The organism is Streptomyces sp. NPDC051452 (genome assembly GCF_044454765.1).
In the GTDB taxonomy this organism is placed as follows: domain Bacteria; phylum Actinomycetota; class Actinomycetes; order Streptomycetales; family Streptomycetaceae; genus Streptomyces.
In genome coordinates this window covers 217992-243449 of record NZ_JBITEB010000011.1, presented here as the reverse complement: position 1 = coordinate 243449, position 25458 = coordinate 217992, and the positions used below count along the sequence as shown (strand labels likewise).

At 70.6% G+C, this 25458-nt stretch carries 28 protein-coding genes and 1 pseudogene; 23 read left to right on the top strand and 6 right to left on the bottom strand.

The annotated features are described in order from the left end of the window. Window position 1: 1 nt before the first annotated feature. Complete coding sequence (locus ACIBA9_RS25275; RefSeq protein ID WP_399366354.1) at window positions 2–1357, bottom strand: tetratricopeptide repeat protein; 1356 nt, start codon at window positions 1355–1357, stop codon at window positions 2–4. A 227-nt stretch (window positions 1358–1584) separates the two neighbouring features. Between ACIBA9_RS25275 and ACIBA9_RS25270 the strand changes: the two genes are divergently transcribed. The 5 genes and pseudogenes from ACIBA9_RS25270 to ACIBA9_RS25250 form a co-directional block, all read left to right on the top strand. Continuing rightward, window positions 1585–2334, top strand: a complete 750-nt coding sequence (locus ACIBA9_RS25270) for a hypothetical protein (RefSeq protein WP_399366352.1) — start codon at window positions 1585–1587, stop codon at window positions 2332–2334. A gap of 77 nt (window positions 2335–2411) precedes the next feature. Next, window positions 2412–3323 carry an aminoglycoside phosphotransferase family protein gene (locus ACIBA9_RS25265; RefSeq protein ID WP_399366350.1) on the top strand — a complete coding sequence of 304 codons (912 nt, stop codon included), beginning with the start codon at window positions 2412–2414 and terminating at the stop codon, window positions 3321–3323. Further along, window positions 3324–4016 (top strand): class I SAM-dependent methyltransferase, encoded by a 693-nt coding sequence (locus ACIBA9_RS25260; protein ID WP_399366348.1) that lies wholly within the window; start codon window positions 3324–3326, stop codon window positions 4014–4016. Between the two features lie 29 nt (window positions 4017–4045). Next, a complete protein-coding gene (locus tag ACIBA9_RS25255; RefSeq protein WP_399366346.1) occupies window positions 4046–4618 on the top strand; it encodes a hypothetical protein in 573 nt (190 codons plus the stop codon). After that, a pseudogene (locus ACIBA9_RS25250) lies at window positions 4573–4991 on the top strand (tyrosine-type recombinase/integrase); the annotation flags it as partial. The gene ACIBA9_RS25255 and the pseudogene ACIBA9_RS25250, both read left to right, overlap by 46 nt. A 9-nt stretch (window positions 4992–5000) precedes the next feature. Here the strand turns inward: ACIBA9_RS25250 and ACIBA9_RS25245 are convergent. Continuing rightward, window positions 5001–5438 carry a hypothetical protein gene (locus ACIBA9_RS25245; RefSeq protein ID WP_003974483.1) on the bottom strand — a complete coding sequence of 146 codons (438 nt, stop codon included), beginning with the start codon at window positions 5436–5438 and terminating at the stop codon, window positions 5001–5003. Window positions 5439–6020: 582 nt separating this feature from the next. Here ACIBA9_RS25245 and hemL point away from each other — a divergent pair. From hemL to ACIBA9_RS25205, 8 genes are all read left to right on the top strand, one after another. Next, window positions 6021–7337, top strand: a complete 1317-nt coding sequence (hemL, locus tag ACIBA9_RS25240; protein ID WP_399366436.1) for a glutamate-1-semialdehyde 2,1-aminomutase — start codon at window positions 6021–6023, stop codon at window positions 7335–7337. A gap of 83 nt (window positions 7338–7420) precedes the next feature. Next, window positions 7421–8080 (top strand): histidine phosphatase family protein, encoded by a 660-nt coding sequence (locus ACIBA9_RS25235; protein ID WP_399366434.1) that lies wholly within the window; start codon window positions 7421–7423, stop codon window positions 8078–8080. A 146-nt stretch (window positions 8081–8226) separates the two neighbouring features. Further along, window positions 8227–9519, top strand: coding sequence for a hypothetical protein (locus ACIBA9_RS25230; protein ID WP_399366344.1), 1293 nt, complete (start codon window positions 8227–8229; stop codon window positions 9517–9519). 137 nt (window positions 9520–9656) lie between these two features. Beyond that, entirely contained in the window at window positions 9657–10247 is a 591-nt protein-coding gene (locus ACIBA9_RS25225; RefSeq protein ID WP_393899637.1) for a TlpA family protein disulfide reductase, read from the top strand. A 1-nt stretch (window position 10248) separates the two neighbouring features. After that, window positions 10249–11013: a cytochrome c biogenesis CcdA family protein gene (locus ACIBA9_RS25220; RefSeq protein WP_393899636.1), complete on the top strand. Its 765-nt coding sequence runs from the start codon at window positions 10249–10251 to the stop codon at window positions 11011–11013. Between the two features lie 3 nt (window positions 11014–11016). Then, window positions 11017–12726 (top strand): cytochrome c biogenesis protein ResB, encoded by a 1710-nt coding sequence (locus ACIBA9_RS25215; RefSeq protein WP_399366341.1) that lies wholly within the window; start codon window positions 11017–11019, stop codon window positions 12724–12726. Next, window positions 12723–13823 carry a c-type cytochrome biogenesis protein CcsB gene (gene ccsB, locus ACIBA9_RS25210; RefSeq protein WP_399366339.1) on the top strand — a complete coding sequence of 367 codons (1101 nt, stop codon included), beginning with the start codon at window positions 12723–12725 and terminating at the stop codon, window positions 13821–13823. The genes ACIBA9_RS25215 and ccsB overlap by 4 nt, the downstream gene beginning before the upstream one ends. Before the next feature lie 25 nt (window positions 13824–13848). Beyond that, window positions 13849–14313, top strand: a complete 465-nt coding sequence (locus ACIBA9_RS25205) for an SRPBCC family protein (protein WP_362154845.1) — start codon at window positions 13849–13851, stop codon at window positions 14311–14313. Between the two features lie 166 nt (window positions 14314–14479). Here the strand turns inward: ACIBA9_RS25205 and ACIBA9_RS25200 are convergent, their stop codons facing one another. The 3 genes from ACIBA9_RS25200 to ACIBA9_RS25190 form a co-directional block, all read right to left on the bottom strand. Further along, window positions 14480–15886 carry a condensation domain-containing protein gene (locus ACIBA9_RS25200; protein ID WP_399366336.1) on the bottom strand — a complete coding sequence of 469 codons (1407 nt, stop codon included), beginning with the start codon at window positions 15884–15886 and terminating at the stop codon, window positions 14480–14482. A 159-nt stretch (window positions 15887–16045) separates the two neighbouring features. Then, window positions 16046–16495, bottom strand: a complete 450-nt coding sequence (locus ACIBA9_RS25195) for a nucleoside deaminase (RefSeq protein ID WP_399366334.1) — start codon at window positions 16493–16495, stop codon at window positions 16046–16048. 116 nt (window positions 16496–16611) lie between these two features. Further along, the gene (locus ACIBA9_RS25190; RefSeq protein ID WP_399366332.1) at window positions 16612–16929 is read right to left on the bottom strand and encodes a PLD nuclease N-terminal domain-containing protein; all 318 of its coding nucleotides are present in this window, start codon (window positions 16927–16929) and stop codon (window positions 16612–16614) included. A gap of 103 nt (window positions 16930–17032) precedes the next feature. Between ACIBA9_RS25190 and ACIBA9_RS25185 the strand changes: the two genes are divergently transcribed. Continuing rightward, window positions 17033–17521, top strand: a complete 489-nt coding sequence (locus ACIBA9_RS25185) for a DUF3515 family protein (protein ID WP_399366330.1) — start codon at window positions 17033–17035, stop codon at window positions 17519–17521. A 3-nt stretch (window positions 17522–17524) separates the two neighbouring features. Here the strand turns inward: ACIBA9_RS25185 and ACIBA9_RS25180 are convergent, their stop codons facing one another. Further along, window positions 17525–18088 (bottom strand): TlpA family protein disulfide reductase, encoded by a 564-nt coding sequence (locus ACIBA9_RS25180; protein ID WP_399366328.1) that lies wholly within the window; start codon window positions 18086–18088, stop codon window positions 17525–17527. A gap of 86 nt (window positions 18089–18174) precedes the next feature. On the opposite strand from ACIBA9_RS25180, the gene ACIBA9_RS25175 reads away from it, so the two are divergent. The 9 genes from ACIBA9_RS25175 to ACIBA9_RS25135 all read left to right on the top strand — a co-directional run bounded on the left by ACIBA9_RS25175 (window position 18175) and on the right by ACIBA9_RS25135 (window position 25447). Next, the gene (locus ACIBA9_RS25175) at window positions 18175–19632 is read left to right on the top strand and encodes a menaquinone biosynthesis decarboxylase (RefSeq protein ID WP_399366326.1); all 1458 of its coding nucleotides are present in this window, start codon (window positions 18175–18177) and stop codon (window positions 19630–19632) included. After that, complete coding sequence (gene mqnP / locus ACIBA9_RS25170; RefSeq protein ID WP_362154862.1) at window positions 19629–20531, top strand: menaquinone biosynthesis prenyltransferase MqnP; 903 nt, start codon at window positions 19629–19631, stop codon at window positions 20529–20531. The genes ACIBA9_RS25175 and mqnP overlap by 4 nt, the downstream gene beginning before the upstream one ends. Window positions 20532–20622: 91 nt before the next feature. Then, window positions 20623–21297 carry a UbiX family flavin prenyltransferase gene (locus ACIBA9_RS25165; RefSeq protein WP_362154865.1) on the top strand — a complete coding sequence of 225 codons (675 nt, stop codon included), beginning with the start codon at window positions 20623–20625 and terminating at the stop codon, window positions 21295–21297. Between the two features lie 59 nt (window positions 21298–21356). After that, window positions 21357–21812 (top strand): Lrp/AsnC family transcriptional regulator, encoded by a 456-nt coding sequence (locus tag ACIBA9_RS25160; RefSeq protein ID WP_399366322.1) that lies wholly within the window; start codon window positions 21357–21359, stop codon window positions 21810–21812. A 38-nt stretch (window positions 21813–21850) separates the two neighbouring features. Beyond that, a complete protein-coding gene (mqnE, locus tag ACIBA9_RS25155; protein WP_399366320.1) occupies window positions 21851–23014 on the top strand; it encodes an aminofutalosine synthase MqnE in 1164 nt (387 codons plus the stop codon). Between the two features lie 67 nt (window positions 23015–23081). After that, window positions 23082–23738, top strand: coding sequence for a UdgX family uracil-DNA binding protein (locus ACIBA9_RS25150; protein ID WP_399366318.1), 657 nt, complete (start codon window positions 23082–23084; stop codon window positions 23736–23738). 76 nt (window positions 23739–23814) lie between these two features. Beyond that, a complete protein-coding gene (locus ACIBA9_RS25145) occupies window positions 23815–24339 on the top strand; it encodes a GNAT family N-acetyltransferase (RefSeq protein ID WP_399366316.1) in 525 nt (174 codons plus the stop codon). A 98-nt stretch (window positions 24340–24437) separates the two neighbouring features. After that, window positions 24438–24737 carry a DUF4229 domain-containing protein gene (locus ACIBA9_RS25140; protein WP_399366432.1) on the top strand — a complete coding sequence of 100 codons (300 nt, stop codon included), beginning with the start codon at window positions 24438–24440 and terminating at the stop codon, window positions 24735–24737. Between the two features lie 68 nt (window positions 24738–24805). Then, entirely contained in the window at window positions 24806–25447 is a 642-nt protein-coding gene (locus ACIBA9_RS25135; RefSeq protein WP_399366314.1) for a TetR/AcrR family transcriptional regulator, read from the top strand. Window positions 25448–25458: the final 11 nt, after the last annotated feature.

The window sequence follows — 25458 nt, the reverse complement described above, 5'->3', positions numbered from 1 at the left end:
GTTAGGCGAGCGCCTCCCGCGCGCGCCGAGCCAGTTCGGCGGCGCCGGGTACTTTGCGTCGCTGGTAGACCGCCAGGGTTGATCGGATGGAGGTGATGGCCTTGCGAGTGCGGCCGGAGGTCATTCCGTCCATCAGCGTGAGGGCCTCGCTCCAGGCGGCGACCGCCTCATCGGCGCGGGCCTGGGCGGCGAGGCTGTCGCCGAGGTCGGCGTAGGTGAGGGCGTGGACGCGCTTGTACTTCACGGGGTCCCAGCGGATGAGCGCATCGCGGTGTTGTTGCTCCGTTCCGACGTGATCGGCGAGGTCGGTGAGGGTGCGAGCCGTGTGGCTGGCGACGGTGCCGGCGGCCGGTCCGCTGACGAGGGAGAAGCTGGGCTGGGGGCCGTCGTCGCGGAGCAGAGCGTCTTCGGCTGCCAGCAGGGCGCGGGCCGCTGCGGGTTTCTCATTGACTGCGGCGAAGGCGCGAGCGTGGGTGATGTGGAGCAGGGCCTCGGTCTGACCGTCTACGCGGCCGAGTCCACGGCTGAGGGCACCTTCGACCAGGTCGACGCAGTGGTGGGGCTGTTTGAGGCTCAGGGCCTGGTGTGCGAGGGCGCGCATCATCCAGGCGGCGTGGCCATGCGGATCGGCTTCGCAGGCGAGTTGGTAGCCGACCTGGTAGTAGCGCTGGGCGGCGCCCTCCTGGCCGAGGTCGTGGTGTTTCCAGCCCGCGAGGTAGGCCAGCTCGGCGACGGCGCCGAAGGCGGCCCGGCGCAAGGCTTCTGAGGCGAAACGGGCACGCAGCATCGGAGCGGCGGTGTCGGCGAGGTGGGCGGTGACGGTGGTCAGCCCGTGGCCACCACCCAGGCGTTCGTCGGCCGCGCTGAACACGGCAGTGATCTGGCGGACCACGTCGACGTCTTCCGCTCCTACCAGGGCCCTGCCAGTGCGGGCGCGGAGCATGCGAGATGCGGCCTCGTGGTCGTAGGCCAAGGGCATGGCCACGCCTGCGGTCGTGAAGGCGGCAACGGCGAGGAAGCGGCGCCGTTCCATGTCGGCACGGCCCAGGTCGGTGACCGTGACCACAGGATCAGGGTCGTCAGGGACGGCGACCTCGGGGTCGCGCAGGCCGATCTCGGTGAGGGTGACGGTGCGGCCGGCCCGGCGGGAGAGGGCCTCCGCCAGGTAACGGCCGGTCCGTCCGGTGGGCTGACGGGTGCCGTTGGCCCAGTGGGAGATCGCCGACTTGTTGGTGTGGATGATCTCGCCGTTCTCTGCGGCGATCCGGCGTACGTCCTTGGCCAGCGCGTCATACGTGCAGCCGATCGCGTCGATGGCCTCGCGTAAACGGACATTGGGTTTGTTGGGGGCCGCCATGGCCTCCTCCGTCCTGGGGGCTGTAAACCGCGTATACCGCTTGGCCTCGCCCACACCGTACCCACTGTGCGTGACGGCGTGTTCACTGAACATCAGCCGCCCGGCCCCGGTCCGACACCGTTACCAGGCTCCCCCCTTCGGTCGGGCGGCTCCCCGAAGTTCCGTACGCCCTACTCGAGTTCAGGCATGCCTGTGCCCGAACCCGGCCGATCAGAGACGGAGACACGGTGACCACCATCGACACCAAGGCCATCACGGTCGAACTGCCGCTGGCGTTCGACGAGCGCTGGAGCCGCCTGCCGGGCATCCAGGTCGACGGCCGGCGCATCACGATCGACCCGGCCGAGTACTTCTTCCGCTTCGAGTCCAACACCTGGCTCGTCGCCGACTGGGAGCTGGTCAAGTCCCAGCTCCTGGACGTGCAGGAAACCACCGAGAGCGCGGTGGAGCAGCTCGCGCTGGACTTCATCAAGGCCCATGGCGAGTCCACCTCGGACGCCGCCCGGGTGCTGTCCACCGCCTACGAGGTGTACGCCTACCTGTTCCGCGACGAACACCTCGACGGGCTCGGACTGCCGCAGATCACCGCCGACCACCTGCGGACGCTGCGCGAGGCGGCCACGCTCATGGCACTCAACAAGGTCGAGCTCGACGGGCACATCTCCAACGTCGGCCCGTGCTGGTTCTTCCCCGCCGCCACCTCGGTCGTCTTCGACCTGGACGACGAGATGGGCGGGATGCTCGACGAGGTCTACCACGGCGGCTGGTTCAACGAGCACCGCCGCATCGAGTCCATCAAGGCCCACGCCGCCCTCGGCGGACGTCTGGTGCACGGCTGCCAGTCCGTGCCGGACCAGTCCGGCGGCGTCGTCGCGCCCTACGGTGCCTCGATGGCCAACCTCCGCGATGACCTGGCCGCCTTCAAGGCCGGCTGGATCGAGCAGGTCTACGCCCACCGCGTGACCCCCGCCGCGTAACACCCAGCAGCAAGGCTCCGGGGCGGGCAGGTCCGCTCGCCCGCCCCGGATGCCGCCACAACCGCAATGGAGCCACTGTGGACGACAACCTGACAACCGATCTCCTCGCCAACCTGTGCATCGTCGCGAACCAGACCGCCGCCAAGCGCGAGGAGGTGAGAGTGTGGTCGATGTCCGGCGTCGAACGCGTGACCTTCCCCGACGGCAGCACGCGGATCTTCAAGTACGCCAAGAGGCCCTTCGACAGCGAGGACCAAGCCCTACGACTGGCCGACACCCTCGGCACCCCCGTCCCGAAGGTCTACCACTCGGTCCAGATCGAGGGCTGGCTCGGCATGTTCCTGGAAGACCTCGGCACCCCGACCCGGGAAGCGGACGACCTCGACGGCGCCGCCGCGGCCGTGGTCCTCCACCGCACCCGCACCGCCGGCGCTCTGCCCGTACTGCACGAGGAAGGGCTGCGGGCCCTGCCCAGCCGCGCCCTGGACCACCTCAACCAGCTCCGCAAGGCCGACCGGTGGCAGGACACCGGCGACATCGAGCAGGCCCTCAACCAGATCGCCCAGGCCGCCGACGTCCGCGCGCAGGGAACCACCCTGGCCCCGTTCGGCTGGGTGCACTCCGAGTTCCACCCCACCAGCCTCCACATCGGCCGACGCGGCTGGCGCCTGCTCGACTTCGCCCGCGCCTTCACCGGACCCGGACTGCTCGACCTCGCCAGCTGGCACGGCACCCTCGACGACCCCGACCCGGTGCGCCTCCGCGTCTTCCTGGAGTCCTACGTCACCGAAGGCGGCACCCCGGACGTACTCGCCGAGCGGGGCGGCCTGCCCGCCGAGAAGTGGGCGCTGGGCTGGCACCGCATGTGGGCCGTCGAGTGGTTCATGGAGCAGTCCGTCCGCTGGATCAACGACCCCGCCACCGATCCCACCTACATCAAGGTCGTCCGCAGGCACCTCTCCGACGTCCTCCAGCTCCTGGAGGTGTAGGTGCTCGCGCAAGCCTCCCCCTGGTACGCCCACGCCCTCCAGCGCACGGCCGCCGGCCCGGCCGAACCACTCGCCCCACCCGCCCGGATGGAGTGGACTACACGGCCAGGGATCGGACCCGGCGCCGAGATCCTCGGCCCTGACCTGCGCCGCAAAGGCGTGGTCGAACTTGGCTGCGGACCCGGCCACAACGCAGCATGTCTCGCCACCCGGCATGCGGCCCACGTCACCGGCGTCGACCTGGTCGGCCTTCAAGTCCGCAGGGCCCGCTCACATTACGGACGGCTGAACAACCTCACCTTCGTCGCCGGCCACGCCCTGCACTACCTGCAGGCCAGCGGCGAGCAGTTCGACGCGATCTACTCCGTCTTCGGCGCCATCGGCCTCGTCGCCCCCGAACTCCTGCTCCCCGCCATCGCCAACCGCCTCAAGCCCGGCTGCACCCTGGCCTACTCCGTCCCCCACCCACAGCGCGGCGGCCGGGCCCCCGCTGCCGACGACCGACCCCGCCGCGACTACGTCACGCTGCCGGACCGCACCCGCCTGCCTGTCGCTCGCTGGGACTTCGATGCCAGCCGCTGGGAGAAACACCTCGACCGCGCGGACCTGTGGCTCGCCTCCGCCCAGGACTTCCACGACCCCCGACAGGGCCGCTGGCCCGCCACTCTGCTGATCACCGCACGCAAGCTCTGATACCTGCCCCGGCTTCCGCGGAGGAACCGATGCGTCCCTACCTGCTCATCGACATCGACGGCGTCTTCATACCCTTCCCCGACGCGGACGGCACCACCCCCGCCGCCCATGCCCGCCATGAGGTTGTACCCACAGGCCGCAGTGCCGACGACCCGGTCACCATCTGGCTCAACCCCGCACACGGTCCCGCGCTCATGGACCTGATCCGTACTGGCCTCCTCACACCCGTCTGGTGCACCAGTTGGCGCCAGGACGCGACAACCCTGATCGGCCCCCTTCTCGGCCTCCCGCCATTACCGCACCTCGACTTGCCACGCCCCGACATCACCACCAGCCACCCCCACGGCTACCTGTGGAAGCGCGACCACGTCGACGCCTGGCTGGGCGACGCGCCCGCTGTGTGGATCGACGACGACTTCACCAGCCTCGACCACGAATGGTCAGCGGAGCGTGTCGCCCGCGGGTTGCCGACTCTCCTGATCCAGCCCAATCCCCGAGAGGGTGTCCAACCGGAGCACTTTGCGGAGGCCTCGGCATGGGCTACGGAGGTGTCCACGTGCCTCTACCGGCCCAGCTTGCCGCTGCCCTCAAGGCGCACATGAAGGAGTTCCCGCCGGTCGAGGTCACCCTGCCCTGGGCCAAGCCGGACGGCGAGCCGAAGCCTTCCGTCTCCTCTCCGTCGACCAGAAGGGGCGGGCGTACAACCGCAGCGTCTTCAACATGGGCGACTGGAAGCGCGCCCTGGCCGCCGCCGGCGTGATCCCTCCCCGCGAGCGCGGCGCGAGGTACCTCCAGGCGGCCCGGGAGGATGGGATGCACGCCCTCCGGCACGCCTACGCCTCCGTGCTCCTGGATGCGGGGGAAAGCATCAAGGCGCTCTCCGAGTACCTCGGCCACTCGGACCCCGGTTTCACCTTGAGGACGTACATGCACATGACGAGGGCGGGGCTCGAAAACCCCGCCCGGTACCAGTGAAACCCCAGCTCACGGCCAAACAAGGCAATAAGGCTGATGTCCCGCCTCGTGCAGCCGATGTGAGAAGTCCTGCCATTCGTGGAGGAGTTGGTACACGTTGAACGCGTCGCGTGGGCCGCCCCGGTCCGGGACCGTCGACCAGATGAACGCGGCCGCGCCGACCGCCTCCTCGCCGATGCCGCGCAGGGGGTCGACGACCGTCATGGGGAGCTTGACGACCGCGTAGTCGGGGTGCAGGACGACCAGTTCCAGGGGTGGCACCTTGTGCAGGGGGACGCCCTCGATGCCGGTCAGCACCATCGCGGCCATCGTCTCCGGCTTGATCTTGGTGAACATGCCGTTCATGCCCAGCTCGTCGCCGCCGAGTTCCTCGGGGCGCATCGAGATGGGGACGCGGGCCGCGGTCGCACCGTCGGGCGCGCCGAAGTATTTGTACGTCACCCCCACCCGACTACCATTCCCGCTCCCCGCCCGCAGGCGATCGACCCGCTGGTCGAGCCGGCGGTCGCCCGGTCGGTCCAGCCGGCGCTCCAGCTGCTGGTCGATCTCCCGGTCGAGTTGCCGGTCGAACCGCTCGGGCTCACTCGGTACACCCTGTGTCTGACGTGCGTCGGCCTGACGTGTCTCGGTCGTCTCCTCCGCGTCGCGCCGGTGCCTTCCCCGCCGGGCACGTCGAGGACCCAGGTCATCAGTCCCCTCGCCCAGTCCGCCACCGCGATGCATATCTCCACCCGACTGCTTTTCTAGGACGCGTGGCCCCCGCCGCGCAACCCGATCATCGTGTCAGTGACCTCCCCCACGGCCGCCCACCGAAACGTGCGGTGGAACAACAGTCCACGGGGAACCCACCCGGCCCTGATCATTACGTGCGAATGAGCTGTCTGTATCAGCTCTCAGTCTCGCAGATGCCGGACGGCATCGCTTTGATCTTGAGGCCGACCGCGGTCCGCCCGCCCCGCGGCCTACCCTGAGGGGGTCCGCACGCCACCGGAGTCCGAGAAGCCGGAGAAGACGCACGACATGAGTGCCCTGAGCGAAACGCCCTATCCCTACGAAGCGCCCGCCTCCCAGGCGCTCTTCGACCGTGCCTCCGTCGTCACGCCCGGCGGTGTGAATTCCCCGGTGCGCGCCTTCCGCGCCGTCGGCGGCACCCCGCGGTTCATGGTGTCCGGAAAGGGCGCCTACCTCACCGACGCCGACGGCCGCGAGTACGTCGATCTCGTGTGCTCCTGGGGCCCCATGATCCTCGGGCACTCCCACCCCGAGGTCATCGCCGCCGTCCAGGAGGCCGTGTCCCGCGGCACGTCCTTCGGCACGCCCGGTGAGGGCGAGGTCGCGCTGGCCGAGGAGATCGTCGCCCGGGTGGCGCCCGTGGAGCAGGTCCGGCTGGTCAGCAGCGGGACCGAGGCGACCATGTCGGCCATCCGGCTCGCCCGCGGGTTCACCCGGCGGGCCAAGGTGATCAAGTTCGCCGGCTGCTACCACGGCCACGTGGACTCGCTGCTCGCCGCCGCGGGCAGCGGTGTCGCGACCTTCGCGCTGCCGGACACCCCGGGCGTCACCGGTGCCCAGGCCGGCGACACGATCGTGCTGCCGTACAACGACCTGGAGGCCGTGCAGGAGGCCTTCCACCGGCACCCGGGCGAGATCGCCTGTGTGATCACGGAGGCCTCGCCCGGCAACATGGGCGTCGTGCCGCCGGCCCCCGGCTTCAACCAGGGGCTGAGGGACGCGTGCCACAAGAACGGCGCCCTCTACATCTCCGACGAGGTGATGACCGGCTTCCGCACCAGCCGGAGCGGCTGGTTCGGGGTCGACGGCGTCACTCCCGACCTCATGACCTTCGGCAAGGTCATGGGCGGCGGCTTCCCGGCCGCGGCCTTCGGCGGACGCGCCGATGTGATGGCCCACCTCGCGCCGGCCGGCCCCGTCTACCAGGCGGGCACCCTCTCCGGGAACCCGATCGCCACGGCCGCCGGGCTCGCCCAGCTGCGGCTCCTGGACGACGCGGCCTACGAGAAGGTCGACGCCGTCTCGGCGCAGATCCAGTCCCTCGTCACCGAGGCGCTGACCAAGGAGGGTGTGGCGCACCGGCTGCAGACCGCCTCCAACATGTTCTCCGTGTTCTTCACCGACCGACAGGTGCGGAACTACGAGGACGCCAAGCGGCAGGAGTCGTTCCGCTTCACCGCGTTCTTCCACTCGCTGCTGGCGAACGGCGTCTATCTGCCGCCGTCGTCCTTCGAGTCCTGGTTCGTGTCCACGGCCCACGACGAGCGGGCCATCCAGACCATCGCCGACGCCCTTCCGGCGGCGGCCCGGGCGGCTGCGGAGGCCACCGCGTGAGCAACAGCACCGGAAACAGCGCCGGCGACGGCATCGGGAACGGCGGCGGCGAGGGCGGCAAGGACGTCACCGTCGTCCACCTGATGCGGCACGGTGAGGTCGAGAACCCGGACGGCGTCCTCTACGGCCGGCTGCCCGGCTACCACCTGTCCGAGCTGGGCCGGCAGATGGCCGACCGCGTCGCCGAGCACCTCGCCTCGCGTGACGTCACCCACGTCGTCGCCTCCCCGCTGGAGCGGGCGCAGGAGACCGCCACCCCGATCGCCAAGGCGCACGGTCTCGACCTGGCCACCGACGAGCGGCTCATCGAGGCCGAGAACGTCTTCCAGGGCAAGACGTTCGGGGTCGGGGACGGCGCCCTGCGCAAGCCGGAGAACTGGAAGCACCTCGTCAACCCCTTCCAGCCGTCCTGGGGCGAGCCGTACGTCGACCAGGTCGTGCGGATGATGGGCGCGCTGAACGCGGCCAAGGACCAGGCGCGCGGGCACGAGGCGGTGCTGGTCAGCCATCAGCTGCCGATCTGGATCGTGCGGTCGTACGTCGAGCGGCGGCGGCTGTGGCACGACCCGCGCAAGCGGCAGTGCACGCTGGCCTCCCTGACGACGTTCACCTACCAGGGCGACCGGATCGTGTCCGTGGGCTACAGCGAGCCCGCCATCGACCTCGTCCCGGCCCATCTGCGGGCCGGTGCCAAGCCGCAGAAGGGCAAGGGCACCGTCCAGGGCAAGGCCTTCGGAGCCTGACCCGGCCGTTGTTGACGGTCCGTTTACAGGGGCTTGACGTGCTTTCGCGATTTCTGTTACGAAAAGCACACAAATCCACGGAACCTTCCCGATCGTCGCGTCCTCTCACTGGGTGACCCAGCAGGCGCGACGAATCGGGGATCCCCATGCCCACCACCTCCCGGACCTTCTCCCGCAGGGGAATGCTCGGACTCGGCGCGAGCGCGGCGGCCGCAGCCGGTCTCGCCGGCTGCGGAGGTTCCACGTCCTCGGGCGGCGCCGGGCACCCGGGCGGTTCCCCCAAGGGCAAGAACGCACCGGACGGCAGCGGCGGTTCCCGCCCGGGCCGGCCCCTCGGCGACGGCTCCACCTCCTTCACCGGCAAGCAGCCGCACCAGCCGGCCAAGCCCGAGCCGCTGGAGCCGGGGCAGACCCCGCCGCAGTTCGTGATCTTCTCCTGGGACGGCGCCGGCGAGGTCGGCAACGGACTCTTCCCGCGCTTCCTGGACCTCGCCAAGCAGCACGGCGCCAGCATGACCTTCTTCCTCTCCGGGCTGTATCTGCTGCCCGAGTCGAAGAAGCGGCTGTACGCGCCCCCGAACAACCCGCGCGGCGCCTCCGACATCGGCTACCTCACCGACGAGCACATCAAGGCCACCCTCGCCAACGTCCGCCGGGCCTGGCTGGAGGGTCACGAGATCGGCACCCACTTCAACGGCCACTTCTGCGCCGGCCACGGCACGGTCGGCAACTGGACCCCGCAGCAGTGGAAGAGCGAGATCCAGCAGGCCAAGGCGTTCGTGAAGGAGTGGCGGACCAACACCGGCTGGACCGATCTGCCGTCGCTGCCCTTCGACTACGACAAGGAACTGGTCGGCGGCCGTACGCCCTGTCTGCTCGGCCAGGACAACCTGCTGCCCACCGCCCGCGAGCTGGGCTGGCGCTACGACGCCTCCTCGCCGGGCGGCCGGCAGACGTGGCCGGTGAAGCGGATGGGGATCTGGGACCTGCCGCTTCAGCAGATACCTTTCCCCGGACGTTCCTTCGAGGTCCTGTCCATGGACTACAACATGCTCGCCAACCAGTCCGTGAACTCCACCAAGGCGCCCGCCTACAACTACCCGGGTTGGCGCAAGCAGTCGGCGGGGGCGTACATAGCGGGTTTCCAGCGGGCATACGAGACGAACCGGGCACCGTTCTTCGTCGGCAACCACTTCGAGCACTGGAACGGCGGCATCTACATGGACTCCGTCGAGGAGGCCTTCAAGCACATCGCGCGGGAGAAGGAGAAGGGCGCCGATGTGCGGCTGGTCTCCTTCCGGCAGTTCGTGGACTGGATGGACGTGCAGAAGCCCGAGGTGCTCGCGAGGCTCCGGTCGCTGGAGGTCGGGCAGCGGCCCACCGGCGGCTGGAAGGAGTTCCTGCGGGACACCAAGTCGGCCTCCTCGGACGCCGCCTGAGGTCTGCGGGGGGCGGGGCCGGGGGCACCCGGGGCGTCGTGTCCGAAATGCCCCGTGTAAATACGCCCTGAAATGCGGTTTTCCGCCCGGCAGGGGGGCGCGCGAGATCCCCGGAACAGGCATGCGAAACTTTTCACATGAGTACCCGTAGCCGCGCCGTCCTGTGCAGCGCCGTGGCCGCCGTCGCGGCCCTGACCTTGTCCGCGTGCGGCAAGGGCGGCATCTCCGGCGGCGGCGGCGACACCCACTTCGTCACCGGCCACAACGGCGTCGACGCCGCGCCCCGGGGCAAGCGGGATGCGGCGCCCGACCTGTCCGGCAAGACCATCGACGGCAAGACCCTGGACGTCGCCGACTACAAGGGCAAGGTCGTCGTCGTCAACGTCTGGGGCTCCTGGTGCGGGCCGTGCCGGGAAGAGGCGAAGTACTTCGCGAAGGTCTCCAAGGAGTACGCGGACAAGGGCGTGCAGTTCGTCGGGATCAACACCCGGGACGCCAGCACCACCCCCGCGCTGGCCTTCGAGAAGGACAACGGGATCGGCTACCCGAGCCTGTACGACCCCACCGGCAGGCTGATGCTCCGCTTCAAGAAGGGCACCCTCAACCCGCAGCTCGTCCCGTCCACGCTCGTCATCGACAAGGACGGGAAGGTCGCGGCGCGGGCGCTGGAGCCCCTCGACGACACGGCCCTGCTGAAGATGGTCAAGCCGGTTCTGGCGGAGAAGTGACGTGAGCGCACTCCTCATGCTCGCCGCGGAGAACCAGACGGTGAAGAGCGGCGCCCTGCCGATCGCCCTGCCGATCGCCCTGCTCGGGGGGCTCGTCTCCTTCTTCTCGCCCTGCGTGCTCCCGCTCGTTCCCGGCTACCTCTCCTACGTCACCGGCGTCGCGGGAACCGACCTGGCCGAGGCCAGACGCGGGCGGATGGTCGTCGGGGCCTCCCTGTTCGTGCTCGGCTTCAGTGCCGTGTTCATCTCTGGCGGGGCCCTGTTCGGGTACTTCGGCTCCACCCTCCAGGAGCACAAGGACAGCCTGTCCAAGGTGCTCGGCGTGCTGATGATCGTCATGGGTGTGTTCTTCATGGGGCTGATGCCCTGGTTCACCCAGCGCGAGTTCCGCTTCCACAAGCGGCCGACGACCGGCCTGGTGGGTGCCCCGATACTGGGAGCCCTGTTCGGCATCGGCTGGACACCCTGCATCGGCCCGACCCTCGCGTCGGTGAACATCCTCTCCCTGAACGAGTCGAGCGCCGCGCGCGGCACCGTGCTGATGGTCGCCTACTGTCTGGGGCTCGGCGTCCCCTTCGTGCTCGCGGCCGTGGCCTTCCGCAAGGCGCTCGGTGCCTTCGGCTGGGTCAAGCGCCACTATGTCTGGGTGATGCGCATCGGCGGCACGATGATGATCGTGACCGGTGTGCTGCTGCTGACCGGGGCCTGGGACAGCCTCGTGCAGGAGATGCAGGGCTGGTCCGATGGCTTCACCGTGGGGATCTGATCGATGAGCAAGACCGAAACCGACAAGGGCCAGGAGCAGGACGACCTGGGGGAGGCCGGCTCCCAGCTGTCCACCGCGCCGCGGGACGAACCGGCGAGCCTGCCCGGTCTCGGCGTGCTCGGCTGGGTCCGCTGGTTCTGGCGGCAGCTGACCTCCATGCGGGTCGCGCTGCTGCTCCTGCTGCTGCTCTCGCTCGGCGCGATCCCCGGCTCGCTGATCCCGCAGACCGGCGCCGACGTGAGCAAGGTCGACGACTTCCGCGCCGCCCACCGGACGCTGGCGCCGGTCTACGACAAGCTCGGACTGTTCCACGTCTACAGCTCGGTGTGGTTCTCCGCGATCTACATCCTGCTGTTCGTCTCCCTCATCGGCTGCATCGTGCCGCGCACCTGGCAGTTCGTCGGTCAGCTGCGCGGCCGTCCGCCGGGCGCGCCCAAGCGGCTGACCCGGCTGCCCGCCTACACGACCTGGCACACCGAGGCCGATCCCGAGCAGGTCCGCGAGGCGGCGCTCGCCCTGCTGAAGAAGCGCCGCTTCCGCGCCCATGTCGCCGGTGACGCCGTCGCCGCCGAGAAGGGCTATCTGCGCGAGGTGGGCAACCTGGCCTTCCACATCGCGCTGATCGTGCTGCTGGTCGCCTTCGCCTCGGGCCAGATGTTCAAGTCCGACGGCACCAAGCTGATGGTCGAGGGCGACGGCTTCGCCAACGCGCTGCCGATGTACGACGACATCAAGTCCGGCAGCCTGTTCCAGAACGACGACCTCGTGCCGTTCAGCTTCGACCTGAAGGACTTCGAGGGCACCTACGAGACCAGCGGCCCCAGCCGGGGCACCCCGCGGACCTTCGAAGCGAAGATCAAGTACAGCCGGGGTGCGTACGGCGCGGAGAAGCCGGCCACCATCAAGGTCAACGAGCCGCTGAAGATCGACGACGCCAAGGTCTACCTGGTCAGTCACGGCTACGCCCCCGTCATCACCGTCCGCGACGGCAAGGGCAAGGTCGTCTACCACGACGCCGTGCCGCTGCTGCCGCTGGACGGAAACGTCACCTCCACCGGCGTGGTCAAGGTGATGGACGGCTACCGGGACGGCCGGGGAGTCCGGGACCAGCTCGGTATCAAGGCCTTCTTCCTGCCGACCTACGGCGGCCCCGGCATGGAGATCGCCTCGGCGTTCCCGGCGCTGCTGAACCCGGTGCTGAACCTGGAGCCCTACCACGGCTCGCTCGGCGTCGACTCGGGCATCCCACAGAGCGTGTACCAGCTGGACAAGACCCACATGAAGGCGTTCAAGGACGCCAAGGGCGCCCAGCTGCGCACGAACCTGAAGCCGGGCCAGACCATGAAGCTGCCGAACGGCGCCGGGTCCGTGACCTTCGAGAAGAACATCAAGGAATGGGCCGGCTTCGAGATCGTCCAGGAGCCGGGTGGCGGCTGGGCGCTCGGCGGTGCCCTCACCGCGATCTTCGGTCTGGCCGCCTCCCTGTTCATCCAGCGCCGCCGGGTGTGGGTGCGGGCGGTGCGCGGCGCAGACGGCCGCACGGTCGTCGAGATGGCGGGCCTCGGCCGCAGCGAGTCCGCCAAGGTGCCCGAGGAACTGGGCGCCCTCGCCGGAACCCTCTACGACCTCGCCCCGGCGACAGCCGGCCCCGACGACACCACCGACGACTCCGCACCATCCCCAGCCGTACCTGCCGAAGGGGCTGAGAAGTGACTCTCGCCGCCGCAACCCAACTTGCCGTCGCGACCAACGAGCACCTGGCGAGCATCAGCAACACGCTGATCTACTCCTCGATGGCCGTGTACACCCTGGCCTTCTTCGCGTACATCGCCGAATGGCTCTTCGGCAGTCGCAGCAAGGTCGCCCGCACGGCGGCCGCGCTCACCGCCGACGGCGCGCGGAAGACGGCCGGCCCCGCCGTCACCGTCAAGCAGGCCGGCGGCACCGCCGTACTGGAGCGGCCCCAGGTCGTCGTCCGCTCGGCCTCCGGCGCCCGGGACGTCCCGGACGGGCCCGGCGCGCACGGCGGTGACGTCCAGGGCGACCTCTACGGGCGGATCGCCATCTCGCTCACCGCGCTCGCCTTCCTGGTGGAACTCGCCGGGGTCGTCGCCCGCGCGGCCTCCGTGGAGCGGGCGCCGTGGGGCAACATGTACGAGTTCAACATCACCTTCTCCACGGTCGCCGTCGGCGTGTACCTCGCGCTGCTCGCGCTGAGGAAGAACGTGCGCTGGCTCGGGCTGTTCCTGATCACCACGGTCCTGCTCGACCTCGGTCTCGCCGTCACCGTGCTGTACACCGCCAGCGACCAGCTGGTCCCCGCGCTGCACTCGTACTGGCTGTACATCCACGTCTCCACCGCGATCTTCTGCGGCGCGGTGTTCTACGTCGGCGCGGTCGCCACCATCCTGTACCTGTTCAAGGACGCCTACGAGAGCAAGCTCCAGTCCGGCGGCAAGCCCGGCGCCTTCGCCACCTCGGTGCTGGAGCGGCTGCCCGCCTCCGCCTCGCTCGACAAGTTCGCCTACCGGGTCAACGCGGCCGTCTTCCCGCTGTGGACGTTCACGATCATCGCGGGCGCGATCTGGGCGGGCGACGCCTGGGGCCGGTACTGGAACTGGGACCCGAAGGAGACCTGGTCCTTCATCACCTGGGTCGCCTACGCCTGCTACCTGCACGCCCGGGCCACGGCCGGCTGGAAGGGCCGCAAGGCCGCCTACCTGGCACTGATCGCCTTCGGCTGCTGGCTGTTCAACTACTACGGCGTCAACATCTTCGTCACCGGCAAGCACTCCTACGCGGGCGTGTGACCGCCCGGTCGGTGACACTGGTGTCATGAGCGGTTCCATCGAACAAGGCACCAGCCAGACGCACGGGAACACGCACATACTCCACTTCCTGGTGCGGATCCCGCGTCCCATGGAGGACGTCTGGGCGGCGGTGGCCACCCCCGAGGGCCTCGGGGCCTGGTGCACCGCCGTCGACGCCATGGAACCCCGCGTCGAGGGCGCGGTCACCCTGCGTGACTTCGGTGCCGGGCGGGTCACCGCGTGGGACGTCGACCGGGTCGCCGAGTACACCGTCGAGGGCGGCGGCCGGCTCCGGTTCCATCTGGAGCGGGACGGGGGCGGGGGCTGCGTGCTGCGCTTCACCCACGAGTTCCAGGACGAGGGTGCCTCCGAGGGCGCCTCCGAGTCGGGCTGGCGCGCCCGCTTCGAACGGCTGCTCACCGGCCCGGCGTCCGCGCCGCGGTCCCCCGCTCAGGAGGACGTGCGGCCGCTCCCGGGCCAGTTCACCTGAGACGCCCGCCGCGATTCGCACGCGGCGTGCGCCGCCTTCGGCGTCGGCTCCACGCCCGCCGGTCCGGCACGGCGAGGCGCGGCGACCGCTCGGCGTGTGCCGCGCAGGCGCCGCCGTCCCGGAAGTGCCGTGACGGCAGCCGCTCTCGTTCAGCGGCGGGGGCCTGTCACGAGACGGCCGGGAGCCTGCCGTGCGCCACCGAGGCGATGTGGTCGCGCAGCCGCTCGACGTACAGCCGCAGATTCTTCGCCGCCACGTCCGTGTCCGGGTACCGGCTGGCCAGCCACAGCCCCTCGGGCAGCCGGTTCACCCATACGCACACCTGGTCCCCGTAGGACACTCGCAGCAGCCCGTGCGCGTTCAACTCGGCCCACCGCTCGGCGCCGGGGATGGCCCGGGCGTCGATGTAGGAGACGATCGAGTACAGGTCGGGCGAGGTGGGCCGGAAGTCCGCGCCGAGCAGGCTCAGCACCCGGGCCAGCGGCATCCGGGCCAGCGGCCGGTTCGCCTGCAGCTCGGCGCGCACCGCCCGCAGGGCGTCCGGGAAACCGGGGGCGCGGCCCACGGGCACCTCGATCGGCGCGCCGCCCACGTACCAGCCCACCGAGTCGCTCCACCGGGTCTTCACCCGGGTGTGGAACGGCACCACCGTCCGGTACACCGACTGCCCGCCCAGCTCGTGGACGATGAGCGCGGTCGCGGCCAGCAGGCCGACGAGGCTGCCGCCGTAGGGCCGGCAGTACGCCTCGAACGCCGCCGCCTCGTCCGCGTCGGCCAGCGGCTCGCACAGCATCTGTTGCCGGGGCAGCGGGCCGCCCGGCCGCAGACCGAGGTCGACGGGGAAGCCGGGCAGCGTCCCGTCGCAGCGGTGGATGAACTCGCGCCAGCGCTCCACGATCGCGTGCCGGCCGTCGAGGCCGTCGGCGTCCGCCCGCTCGATCTCGCAGAAGTCGATGTAACTGGCGCTCGGGGCGCGGCTGTCGGGCTCGGTGCCGGCGAGGTGGGCCGCGTACAGTTCGTGGATCTCGGCGGGGACGCGGTTCAGGGAGTAGGCGTCCACGTTACTGTGGTCGAAGGCCATGTACACGCTCGCGCCGTCGTCCCGGACGACCGCGGTGTAGATGAGGTTCGGCCAGCGCAGCGCGTCCGCGGCGGTGTCGAAGCGGTCCTGGAGGTGCCGTACGAGGCCGTCGGCGTCGGGGAAGTCGCCCGCTTCCTCCCGGCACAGGGACACATCGGCGGCGTCGAGCGTGAACCGGCGCAGTTCCTCGCCCACCCAGCGGAAGCCGCTGCGCAGCGTCTCGTGCCGCACGGTCCAGGCGCGCAGCGCCTCCCCGAGCGCGTCGAGGTCGACCGGGCCGGGCAGGTCGAAGGCGGCACCGAGCCAGGTCGGCACGAACAGCCCGTCCTCCCGGACGCACTTGGCCGTCCTGATGTGCGACTCCTGGATGTAGGCCGGGGGCCGGGAGTCCTCCGGCAGCCCGGTCGCCACCGCGACGGTCGCCGGGCTCAGCGTCCACTCGACGAGCCGTCCCGGCCGGACCTCGCAACGCTGGATGTCAGTGATTCGCACGCGTCTCCCATCACAGAGGGGGGACCTGGGTGCGGGCCCCCCTCAAGGCAATGCCGTGGGACGCGGCCGGGACATGCCCGTACGGTTCATTTCAACGGAACGGGTGGCAGGCCGAACGCGGATGTGATTAAGCGGCGGTGACCCTCCGGGGAGCGGGGCTCACACGCCGATGTCCTCGTTCCACAGGTCCGGATGGTCCTCGACGAAGGCGCGCATCATCGCCACGCACTCGGCGTCGTCCACGAGCACGATCTCCACTCCGTGGGCGGCCAGCCAGTCGTGCCCGCCGTGGAAGGTGGTGGCCTCGCCGACCACCACCCGGGAGATGCCGAACTGGCGCACCAGGCCGCTGCAGTACCAGCAGGGGGAGAGGGTGGTGACCATGGTCGTGCCGCGGTACGTGCGCTGCCGTCCCGCCGCTCGGAAGGCCGCCGTCTCCGCGTGCGTCGAGGGGTCGCCGTCCTGGACCCGGCGGTTGCGGCCCCGGCCGAGCAGCTCACCGTCCGGGCCGTAGAGCGCGGCCCCCACCGGGATGCCCCCCTCGGCGAGCCCAGCACGGGCCTCCTCGACGGCGACACCGAGCCAGGCACGCACCCGCGATTCGTCCATTCCCCCACTGTGCGACGCGCCGGACGACCGGGCAACAACCCCGGGTGATCGTCGGCCGCAAGCAGTCAAGGGCGCGCGGCGGGGCCGTACTTGGGTCCCGGGACGGATGCCGGGGCTCAGTCGTTGTTCTTCGGGTCGTCCTTCTTGTCCTGCTTCTCCAGGGACTTGAGGAACTCGGGGTTGTCGTCGGGGGCCACCCAGCCGGCCGTGGTGCCGTGGCGCCGTTGCGCGGGGTCGGGGCCGTTCACGGGGCGGGTCCTGCCGGTGATCAGCCAGGCGACCGGGCCGACCAGGACCTCGCCGAAGAGCAAGATGACGATCACCCACACCACCTTCGGCAGATGGCGGACCTCTTCCTCGGGTGTGTTCAGACAGTCCACGAAGGCGTAGATCCACAGCGCGAGGACCAGCAGGAACGGCAGATACCTGAGCATGGTCGTGCGCTCTCCCGACGATGTGAGACGGCCCCGGTGACCGGGCCAGGGTAGCGGGTGGCCATGATGGACGCTCCGTGATCGCGGTTCGTCGGAGGGGGCCATGGGGTTACGTGCGCGCAGGAGACGGGCGGCGGCCGGGCTGGCGGCGGGCGGCCTGCTCGTCGCGGGGGTGCTGGTGGCCCGGGAACTGTCCTCGCCGGTGTTCGGTCTGCGGCAGGGCCCCTTGGCGAAGGATCCGGGCTGCGCTCGGATCGCCGGCCACTACCCGGACCGGCTGGACGGCGACCGGCTCGACCCGGTCACCTTCGAGGGACTCGCGGTGTGGGGTCACGGGACGGTGCGGCTGCGCTGCGGCCTGATCCCGCCGGCCCCGACGACGGACCCGTGCTTCGCCGTGGACGGGGTCGACTGGGTACTGCGGGAGGCCGGGTCCCACGGCGGCCGCAAGCTCCTCGTCACCTACGGCAGACGGCCGGCCGTGGAGGTGTCGATCGCGGACTCGGCAGGGCACACCGACACCGTGCTGTCGGACCTGAGCCGGCTGGTCGCTTCCCTGCCGCTCGACGACCACTGTGTGAGCGGCGGTTGACGTTCAGCGCGCCCGGTGCGCCTTCTCGCGCAGCAGCGGACGCGTGACGTCGCGCACCTCGGCCTCCGTGACGCCGCTGACGCGCAGGGCCGCGATCCTGCCGTCCCGGTCGATGACCAGCGTGTAGGGCAGCCCCACGGGCCGGTAGCCGCGGGGGAGCCGGGTGAGCAGCCGGCCGCCGGGGTCGTGCAGGCTGGGGTAGGCCAACGCGTGGTCGCGCTGGAACGCCCGGCCCGCCGACCGCTCGGCATCGGTGTCCACGCCCAGCACCCGCACCCCCCGCGCCGCCAGATGGCGCTGGGCGCGCGAGAGTTCGGGTGCCTCGGCGCGGCAGGGCCCGCACCAGGAGGCCCACACGTTCAGGACGACGACCTTGCCGCGGTAGTCGGACAGGCGGGCCGGCCGGCCGTCGAGGGTGGTGCCGGAGAGGTCCGGCGCGGCACGGCGGTCGGCGGCCGGCACCCGGTCCGGCGGGGAGCCGGCGGAGCCGCCCGTCTCCTGGGCGGGCGAGCACGCGGCGAGTACGGACAGCAGCGCGAGGAACCGTAAGCGACCGGGACGTCTCATGATCGACGAGTATTCCAGCCGCCCCGGTGCCGCCGGAGCCGCCCCGGTGACCGGTGCGGGCAGGCGGGTGGCCGATACTGGGAGGCATGGCTTACGACGATCTTCGCTCCCTGCTGCGGGCGCTGGAGCGCGAGGGCGACCTCAAGCGCATCAAGGCCGAGGTGGACCCCTACCTGGAAGTCGGGGAGATCGTCGACCGGGTGCAGAAATCCGGCGGCCCGGCGCTGCTCTTCGAGAACGTCAAGGGCTCCGCGATGCCGCTCGCGATGAACGTCTTCGGCACCGACCGGCGGCTGCTGAAGGCGCTGGACCTGAAGTCGTACGGCGAGATCTCCGAGAAGATCGGCGGTCTGCTGCGGCCCGAGCTGCCGCACGGCTTCGTCGGCGTCCGCGAGGCGTTCGGCAAGCTCGGCGCGATGGCGCACGTGCCGCCGAAGAAGGTGAAGCCCGGCAGCGCGCCCGTACAGGAGGTCGTCCTGCGGGGCGACGAGGTCGACCTGGACCGGCTCCCGGCGCTGTTCACCTGGCCGAAGGACGGCGGCTCCTTCTTCAACCTGGGCCTGACCCACACCAAGGACCCCGAGACCGGCATCCGCAACCTCGGCCTGTACCGGCTCCAGCGCCACGACAAGCGCACCATCGGCATGCACTGGCAGATCCACAAGGACAGCCGCAACCACTACCAGGTCGCGGCGAAGAGGGGCGAGCGGCTGCCCGTCGCCATCGCCTTCGGCTGTCCGCCCGCCGTGACGTACGCCTCCACCGCCCCGCTCCCCGGCGACATCGACGAATACCTCTTCGCCGGGTTCATCGCGGGCAAGCGGATCGAGATGGTCGACTGCCAGACGGTCCCGCTCCAGGTCCCGGCGAACGCCGAGGTCGTCCTGGAGGGCTGGCTGGAGCCCGGCGAGATGCTGCCGGAAGGCCCGTTCGGCGACCACACCGGTTTCTACACCCCGCAGGAGCCGTTCCCCGCCCTGACGATCGACTGCGTGACGATGCGCAAGCGCCCGCTGCTCCAGTCGATCGTGGTCGGCAGGCCGCCCACGGAGGACGGCCCCCTCGGCCGCGCCACGGAACGCTTCTTCCTGCCGCTGCTGAAGATCATCGTCCCGGACATCGTGGACTACCACCTGCCCGAGGCCGGCGGCTTCCACAACTGCGCGATCGTCTCGATCGACAAGAAGTACCCCAAGCACGCGCAGAAGGTGATGCACGCGATCTGGGGGGCGCACATGATGTCCCTGACCAAGCTGATCGTGGTGGTGGACTCCGACTGCGACGTCCACGATCTGCACGAGGTCGCCTGGCGCGCCCTCGGCAACACGGACTACGCCCGCGACCTCACGGTCGCCGAAGGCCCCGTCGACCATCTCGACCACGCCTCCTACCAGCAGTTCTGGGGCGGCAAGGCGGGTATCGACGCCACGAGGAAGTGGCCGGAGGAGGGCTACACCCGCGACGGCGGGTGGCCGGACATGGTCCTGTCGGACCCGGATACGGCGGCCCTGGTGGACCGCCGCTGGAAGGAGTACGGGCTGTGACCTCCGCGTCCGCCGCCATCCCGCAGCCGGGACGCACCAAGGCGTTCCTGCGCCTGGTGATGATCGAGCACTCGGTCTTCGCGCTGCCCTTCGCCTACATCGCCGCGCTCACGGCGATGTACGAGTGGGACGAGAACATCCACTGGGTCCGGCTGCTGCTGGTCACGGTCTGCATGGTCGGACTGCGCACGTTCGCGATGGCGGTCAACCGGATCATCGACCGCGAGATCGACGCCCGCAACCCGCGCACCGCGCACCGCGAGCTGGTGACGGGCGCGATGTCCGTCCGGCACGCCTGGACGGGCGCCCTGGTCGCGCTGGTGGTCTTCCTCGGCGCCGCGGCCCTGCTCAACCCGCTCTGTCTGGCGCTGGCGCCGGTCGCGGTGATCCCGATGGTGGTCTACCCCTACGGGAAGCGGTTCACCAACTTCCCGCAGGCCATCCTGGGGCTCGCCCAGGCCATGGGCCCGATCGGCGGCTGGCTGGCCATCTCCGGCTCCTGGTCCTGGGACGCGGTGATCCTCGGACTCGCCGTGGGCGTCTGGATCGGCGGCTTCGACCTGATCTACGCCTGCCAGGATGTCGAGACCGACCGGGAGATCGGTGTCCGCTCGGTCCCGGCCCGCTTCGGCGTCCCGGCCGCGATCTGGGGGGCGCGCGCCTGCCACACGGTGACGACGGGCCTGTTCGTCTGGTACGCCCTGGCCACCCACGCCGGCCCGTTCTTCTGGCTGGGCCTGGCGATCGTGGCGGGAGCGTTCGTCTACGAGCACCGCATCGTCCGCCCGCACGACCTGTCCCGCCTCGACCGGGCGTTCTTCTCGGTCAACGGCTTCATCGGCATCGCCCTGTTCGTGTGCGCGCTGCTGGACCTGCTGACGCGCGGTCTGACCGCCTGAGCACCCGCCGTGCCCGCCTCCCGCCCGACGGCCGGCCCCGCGGCGCGGCACCCGGCCTGAGTCCTGGGCGACCCGCCGGTACGCTCAAGGTGTGAACGCAGGAGAATCGCAGCGCGCGCCTTGGATCGTGGGGGTGTCCGGAGCTTCCGGGACGCCGTATGCGGCCGCTGTGCTGCGGGCGCTGCTGGGGGCGGGGGAAGCGGTCGACCTGGTGGTCAGCCGGGCCTCGCGGCTGACGCTGCTGGACGAGACGGGGATCTCGTTCCGGGACGCCCACTGGCAGGAGGACCTGCGCGCATGGCTGGCCCTGGGGGCGGACGGCAAGCCCGGGACCTTCGAGGTGGACGTCGACGGGGTGCGGTACTGGGGCGCGGGCGATCTCGCGGCGGGCCCGTCCTCGGGGTCGTACCCGGCGAAGGGGATGCTCATCGTGCCGGCCTCCACCGCGTGCGTGGCCGGAGTGGCGCTCGGGCTGTCCAAGGACCTGTTGCAGCGGGCGGCGAGCGTCACCCTGAAGGAGCGCCGGACGCTGGTCGTCGCGGTGCGCGAGACCCCTCTGAACGGGCAGACCCTGCGGCACCTGGTCGCGCTGGACGAGGCCGGTGCCTCGGTGCTGCCGGCGTCGCCCGCCTTCTACGCGGGGGCCACCCACATCCAGGATCTGGTGGACTTCGTCGCCGGGCGCGTGCTGGACGCGGCGGGCGTCGGGCACGACCTGTACCGGCGGTGGCGGGGCGAACTGGGCGGCGGCAGGCCCGACCAGTAGCGCCCGGCGCAACACCTCTCATCACACTTCGCAACTCTTCAGCGGAAGGCTTCGATCGCATGGACGCGGTGGACAGGCAGCTCATCCAGGCCCTGAGGGAGAACGGCCGGGCCTCCTACGCGGAGCTGGGGCGCCTCGTCGGCCTGTCGGGACCCAGCGTCACCGACCGCATCAACCGGCTGGAGGCGGCCGGGGTCATCACCGGCTACCGCGCCACGGTGGACTCGCCCTCGCTCGGTCTCGGCGTCACCGCGCTGATCGGCATCTCGCTCTCGGACGCCGCCGACCACGAGGACGTGGCGCAGCGGCTGCGGGACCTGCCGGAGATCGAGGACTGCTGGTTCATCGCCGGCGACGACTCCTTCATGCTCAAGGTGCGCTCGACGGACGTGGACGGTCTGGAGAAGACCATCCGTCGGCTGAGCGGGACCAGGGGCGTGTCCCGGACCCGTACCACGATCGTGCTCTCCACGAAGTGGGAGAACCGGGTCGGGGAGTTGCCCGAAGAGGTCTAGGGATACCGTGGGCCGAGCTGTCGTAGAAAGGTGTTGCCATGGACGTCGGGCTCAAGCGCGAGCTGGAGGAGAAGGTCCGCTCCGGTGAGCGGCTGTCCCGCGAGGACGGCATCGCGCTGTACGAGTCGGACGATCTGGCCTGGCTGGGGGGCCTCGCGCACGAGGTGCGTACCCGCAAGAACGGTGACGTCGTGCACTTCAACGTCAACCGGCACCTGAACATGACCAACGTATGCACGGCCTCCTGCGCCTACTGCTCGTTCCAGCGCAAGCCGGGCGAGAAGGACGCGTACACGATGCGCATCGAGGAGGCCGTCAAGCTCGCCAAGGCGATGGAGTCGGAGAACCTCACCGAGCTGCACATCGTCAACGGCCTGCACCCGAACCTGCCCTGGCGGTACTACCCCCGGTCGCTGCGCGAGCTGAAGGCCGCGCTGCCGCACGTCTCGCTGAAGGCGTTCACGGCCACGGAGATCCACCACTTCGAGACGATCTCCGGGCTGAGCGCGAGCGAGATCCTGGACGAGCTGATCGACGCCGGACTGGAGTCGCTGACCGGCGGCGGCGCGGAGATCTTCGACTGGGAGGTCCGGCAGCACATCGTGGACCACCGCACCCACTGGGAGGACTGGTCCCGTATCCACCGCCTGGCGCACGAGAAGGGGCTGAAGACCCCGTGCACCATGCTCTACGGCCACATCGAGGAGCCCCGCCACCGCGTCGACCACGTGCTGCGGCTGCGGGAACTGCAGGACGAGACCGGCGGCTTCCAGGTCTTCATCCCGCTGCGCTACCAGCACGACTTCGTGGACGTGCAGGACGGCAAGGTCCGCAACCGGCTCCAGGCGCGCACGCAGATGGCGACCGGCGCCGAGGCCCTGAAGACCTTCGCCGTCTCCCGGCTGCTCTTCGACAACGTCCCGCACGTGAAGGTCTTCTGGGTGATGCACGGTGTGCAGACCGCCCAGCTGGCCCTCCAGCACGGCGCGGACGACATGGACGGCTCGGTCGTCGAGTACAAGATCACACACGACGCCGACAACTACGGCACGCCGAACAAGCTGACCCGTGAGGACCTGCTCGACCTGATCCGCGACGCCGGCTTCCGCCCGGTGGAGCGCAACACGCGCTACGAGATCATCCGCGAGTACGAGGGCGCCGACCCGGCCCGCCGCGAGTCCCCGCAGCCGATGCGGCTCTGACCCCCGCCGCCGGGCCGCGGCCCGCGCGCCCCTGGTTCCGCGCCGGAACCAGGGGTACCCGCCCGGCATGGCCGTCACGAAGCCGAGGACACCCGAGGACGCCTACACCGCGGAGCCCTTCGTGCCGGACCACGGCGGCCTGCCCACCCTGCGCGAGGCCGCCGCGAACTGCCGCGGCTGCCCGCTGCACCGGGACGCCACCCAGACCGTCTTCGGGCAGGGTTCGGCGAGCGCCCGGCTGCTGCTCGTCGGTGAACAGCCCGGCGATCAGGAGGACCGGCAGGGCAAGCCCTTCGTCGGCCCCGCGGGCAAGCTCCTCGACCGCGCCCTCGCCGAAGCCGGCCTGGATCCGGCGGAGGCGTACGTCACCAACGCCGTCAAGCACTTCAAGTTCACCCGGGGCGAGCCGCGGGGGCGCCGGATCCACAAGGCGCCGAGCCTGCGGGAGATGTCCGCGTGCGGGCCGTGGCTCGCGGCGGAGCTGGCGATCGTGCGGCCCGAGCTGATCGTGGTGCTGGGCGCGACGGCCGGAAAGGCGCTGCTGGGTTCGTCGTTCCGGGTCGGCGAGGTGCGCGGGACGCTGCTGGAGCGGGAGATCCACGGCCGGGCGGAGCGGCTGCTCCCCACGGTGCATCCGTCGTCCGTGTTGCGCTCGGACGACCGGGAGAGCGCCTTGCGAGGGTTGGTGGCCGATCTGGAGGTGGCCGCACGGGCCCTGGGGTGACGGACGGCACACCGCGTCCCTGAAGACGGGCGAAGCCCTGGAGGGCACGCTGCGGGGTAATGGATAGTATGCGCCCATGCCCCTTACTTTCACCCTGGATCCGGCCGTCACGCCCGCCCTGCGCGACGGCATCCTCGACCTGTGGGCGGACGTGACCAACGCGGGCGGGGCCGTCGGCTTCGTGGCTCCCGTGAACCGCGAGGAGATACGCCCCGACCTGGTGCGTCACCTCGCGGCCATGGCCGAGGGCCGGCACCGGCTGCTGGTCGGGCACGACGAGGCGGGCGAGGTGGCCGCCACCGCCTTCTTCTCCTTCAACGGACACCGGTTGCAGCGGCACTGGCTGTGGCTCTACACGGTGATGGTCCACCCCCGTCACCAGGGCCGGGGCCACGGGCGCGAGCTGATGGCGGCCGCGGCGGACGCGGCCCGCGGCTTCGAGGGCATCGACGCGATACGGCTCGGCTGCCGCGGCGGCCTGGGCCTGGAGCGCTTCTACGCCTCCTGCGGCTACAAGGAGGTCGGCCGGGTGCCCGACGCCATCCGCGTGGCCCCCGGTGACGACCGCGACGACATCACCATGCTGCTGCCGCTGGCCTGAGCCGTCCCACCCGCCGCCGAGGCCCCGGGCCGGGCGTGCTTCACTGGACGATGCCCGATATGGGTTGTCCGACCTACGACACGGAAGAGTGGATTGAGATGCTCCGCTACACGCTGATGCGCCTCGGCATCTTCGCCGGCTGCCTCGTGGTCGTCTGGGGAGCCGTCTACTCCGGCATCTTCCCGCGCGGCTACGGCAACGCCAACTTCCTGTGGCTCCTGCTGCTCGCCATGGTGATCTCGGCGCCGATCAGCTGGGTGGTGCTGCGCGGGGAGCGGGACCGTGCCTCGGCGCGGGTCGCGGGCAGGGTGGACCGGATGAAGGCCAACCTGGACGCCAACCGCGCGGCGGAGGACGGCGCCGAAGACGGCGTTCACGCGCAGGGCCAGCCTTCCTGACCAAGCGGTCGTATCGGTCCTATCGGGCGATTCCGGGTGGTGTCCCGGACCCCGATTAGGCTTGCCCCATGGGTGCCGTCAAGACCAAGCGGATGCCGCGTGCGGTGCGGGAGCGGCAGATGCTCGACGCCGCCGTACGGATCTTCGGCCGGCGTGGATACAGGGCCGCGTCGATGGACGAGATCGCCGAACTGGCGGGCGTGTCCAAGCCGTTGGTGTACCTGTACCTGAACAGCAAGGAAGACCTCTTCACGGCCTGCATCCGCCGGGAGGCCGCCGCCCTGACCGAGGCGGTGCGCACCGGTGTACGGCCGGACCTCCCCGCCGACCGGCAACTGTGGGAGGGGCTACGGGCGTTCTTCGCGCACACCGCCGCGCATCCCGACGGCTGGTCCGTGCTGCATCTGCAGGCCCGCACGCACGGTGAGCCGTTCGCCTCCGAGGTCGCCGCGATGCGTGCGGAGATCGTCGCGTTCGTCACCCGTCTGATCGCCGACGCCGCCCGGGAGGCCCACCGGGTCCCCGATCCCTCCGAGCGTGAGGTCGCCGGCCTCGCCGAGGCCCTGGTCGGCGCGGCGGAGTCGCTGGCCGCCTGGGCCAACACCAACCCCCGCGTAACCGCCCGCCAGGCGGCCTCCACCCTGATGAACTTCGCCTGGTCAGGCCTATCCAACCTCCTACAAGGCCACCCCTGGACCCCGGCCTCATAGCCCCCCGAGCA

Bases quoted from the DNA above. Each gene is read 5' to 3' on its own strand.
- ACIBA9_RS25160 (WP_399366322.1), top strand. From the start codon at position 21,357: ATGGACGCGGTGGACAGGCAGCTCATCCAGGCCCTGAGGGAGAACGGC.
- mqnE (WP_399366320.1), top strand. From the start codon at position 21,851: ATGGACGTCGGGCTCAAGCGCGAGCTGGAGGAGAAGGTCCGCTCCGGT.
- ACIBA9_RS25185 (WP_399366330.1), top strand. From the start codon at position 17,033: ATGGGGTTACGTGCGCGCAGGAGACGGGCGGCGGCCGGGCTGGCGGCG.
- ACIBA9_RS25150 (WP_399366318.1), top strand. From the start codon at position 23,082: ATGGCCGTCACGAAGCCGAGGACACCCGAGGACGCCTACACCGCGGAG.
- ACIBA9_RS25195 (WP_399366334.1), bottom strand. From the start codon at position 16,495: ATGGACGAATCGCGGGTGCGTGCCTGGCTCGGTGTCGCCGTCGAGGAG.
- ACIBA9_RS25215 (WP_399366341.1), top strand. From the start codon at position 11,017: ATGAGCAAGACCGAAACCGACAAGGGCCAGGAGCAGGACGACCTGGGG.
- ACIBA9_RS25190 (WP_399366332.1), bottom strand. From the start codon at position 16,929: ATGCTCAGGTATCTGCCGTTCCTGCTGGTCCTCGCGCTGTGGATCTAC.
- ACIBA9_RS25175 (WP_399366326.1), top strand. From the start codon at position 18,175: ATGGCTTACGACGATCTTCGCTCCCTGCTGCGGGCGCTGGAGCGCGAG.
- ACIBA9_RS25230 (WP_399366344.1), top strand. From the start codon at position 8,227: ATGCCCACCACCTCCCGGACCTTCTCCCGCAGGGGAATGCTCGGACTC.
- ACIBA9_RS25205 (WP_362154845.1), top strand. From the start codon at position 13,849: ATGAGCGGTTCCATCGAACAAGGCACCAGCCAGACGCACGGGAACACG.
- ACIBA9_RS25235 (WP_399366434.1), top strand. From the start codon at position 7,421: ATGCGGCACGGTGAGGTCGAGAACCCGGACGGCGTCCTCTACGGCCGG.
- ACIBA9_RS25140 (WP_399366432.1), top strand. From the start codon at position 24,438: ATGCTCCGCTACACGCTGATGCGCCTCGGCATCTTCGCCGGCTGCCTC.
- ACIBA9_RS25145 (WP_399366316.1), top strand. From the start codon at position 23,815: ATGCCCCTTACTTTCACCCTGGATCCGGCCGTCACGCCCGCCCTGCGC.
- ACIBA9_RS25225 (WP_393899637.1), top strand. From the start codon at position 9,657: ATGAGTACCCGTAGCCGCGCCGTCCTGTGCAGCGCCGTGGCCGCCGTC.
- ACIBA9_RS25275 (WP_399366354.1), bottom strand. From the start codon at position 1,357: ATGGCGGCCCCCAACAAACCCAATGTCCGTTTACGCGAGGCCATCGAC.
- ACIBA9_RS25255 (WP_399366346.1), top strand. From the start codon at position 4,046: ATGCGTCCCTACCTGCTCATCGACATCGACGGCGTCTTCATACCCTTC.
- ACIBA9_RS25180 (WP_399366328.1), bottom strand. From the start codon at position 18,088: ATGAGACGTCCCGGTCGCTTACGGTTCCTCGCGCTGCTGTCCGTACTC.
- ACIBA9_RS25135 (WP_399366314.1), top strand. From the start codon at position 24,806: ATGGGTGCCGTCAAGACCAAGCGGATGCCGCGTGCGGTGCGGGAGCGG.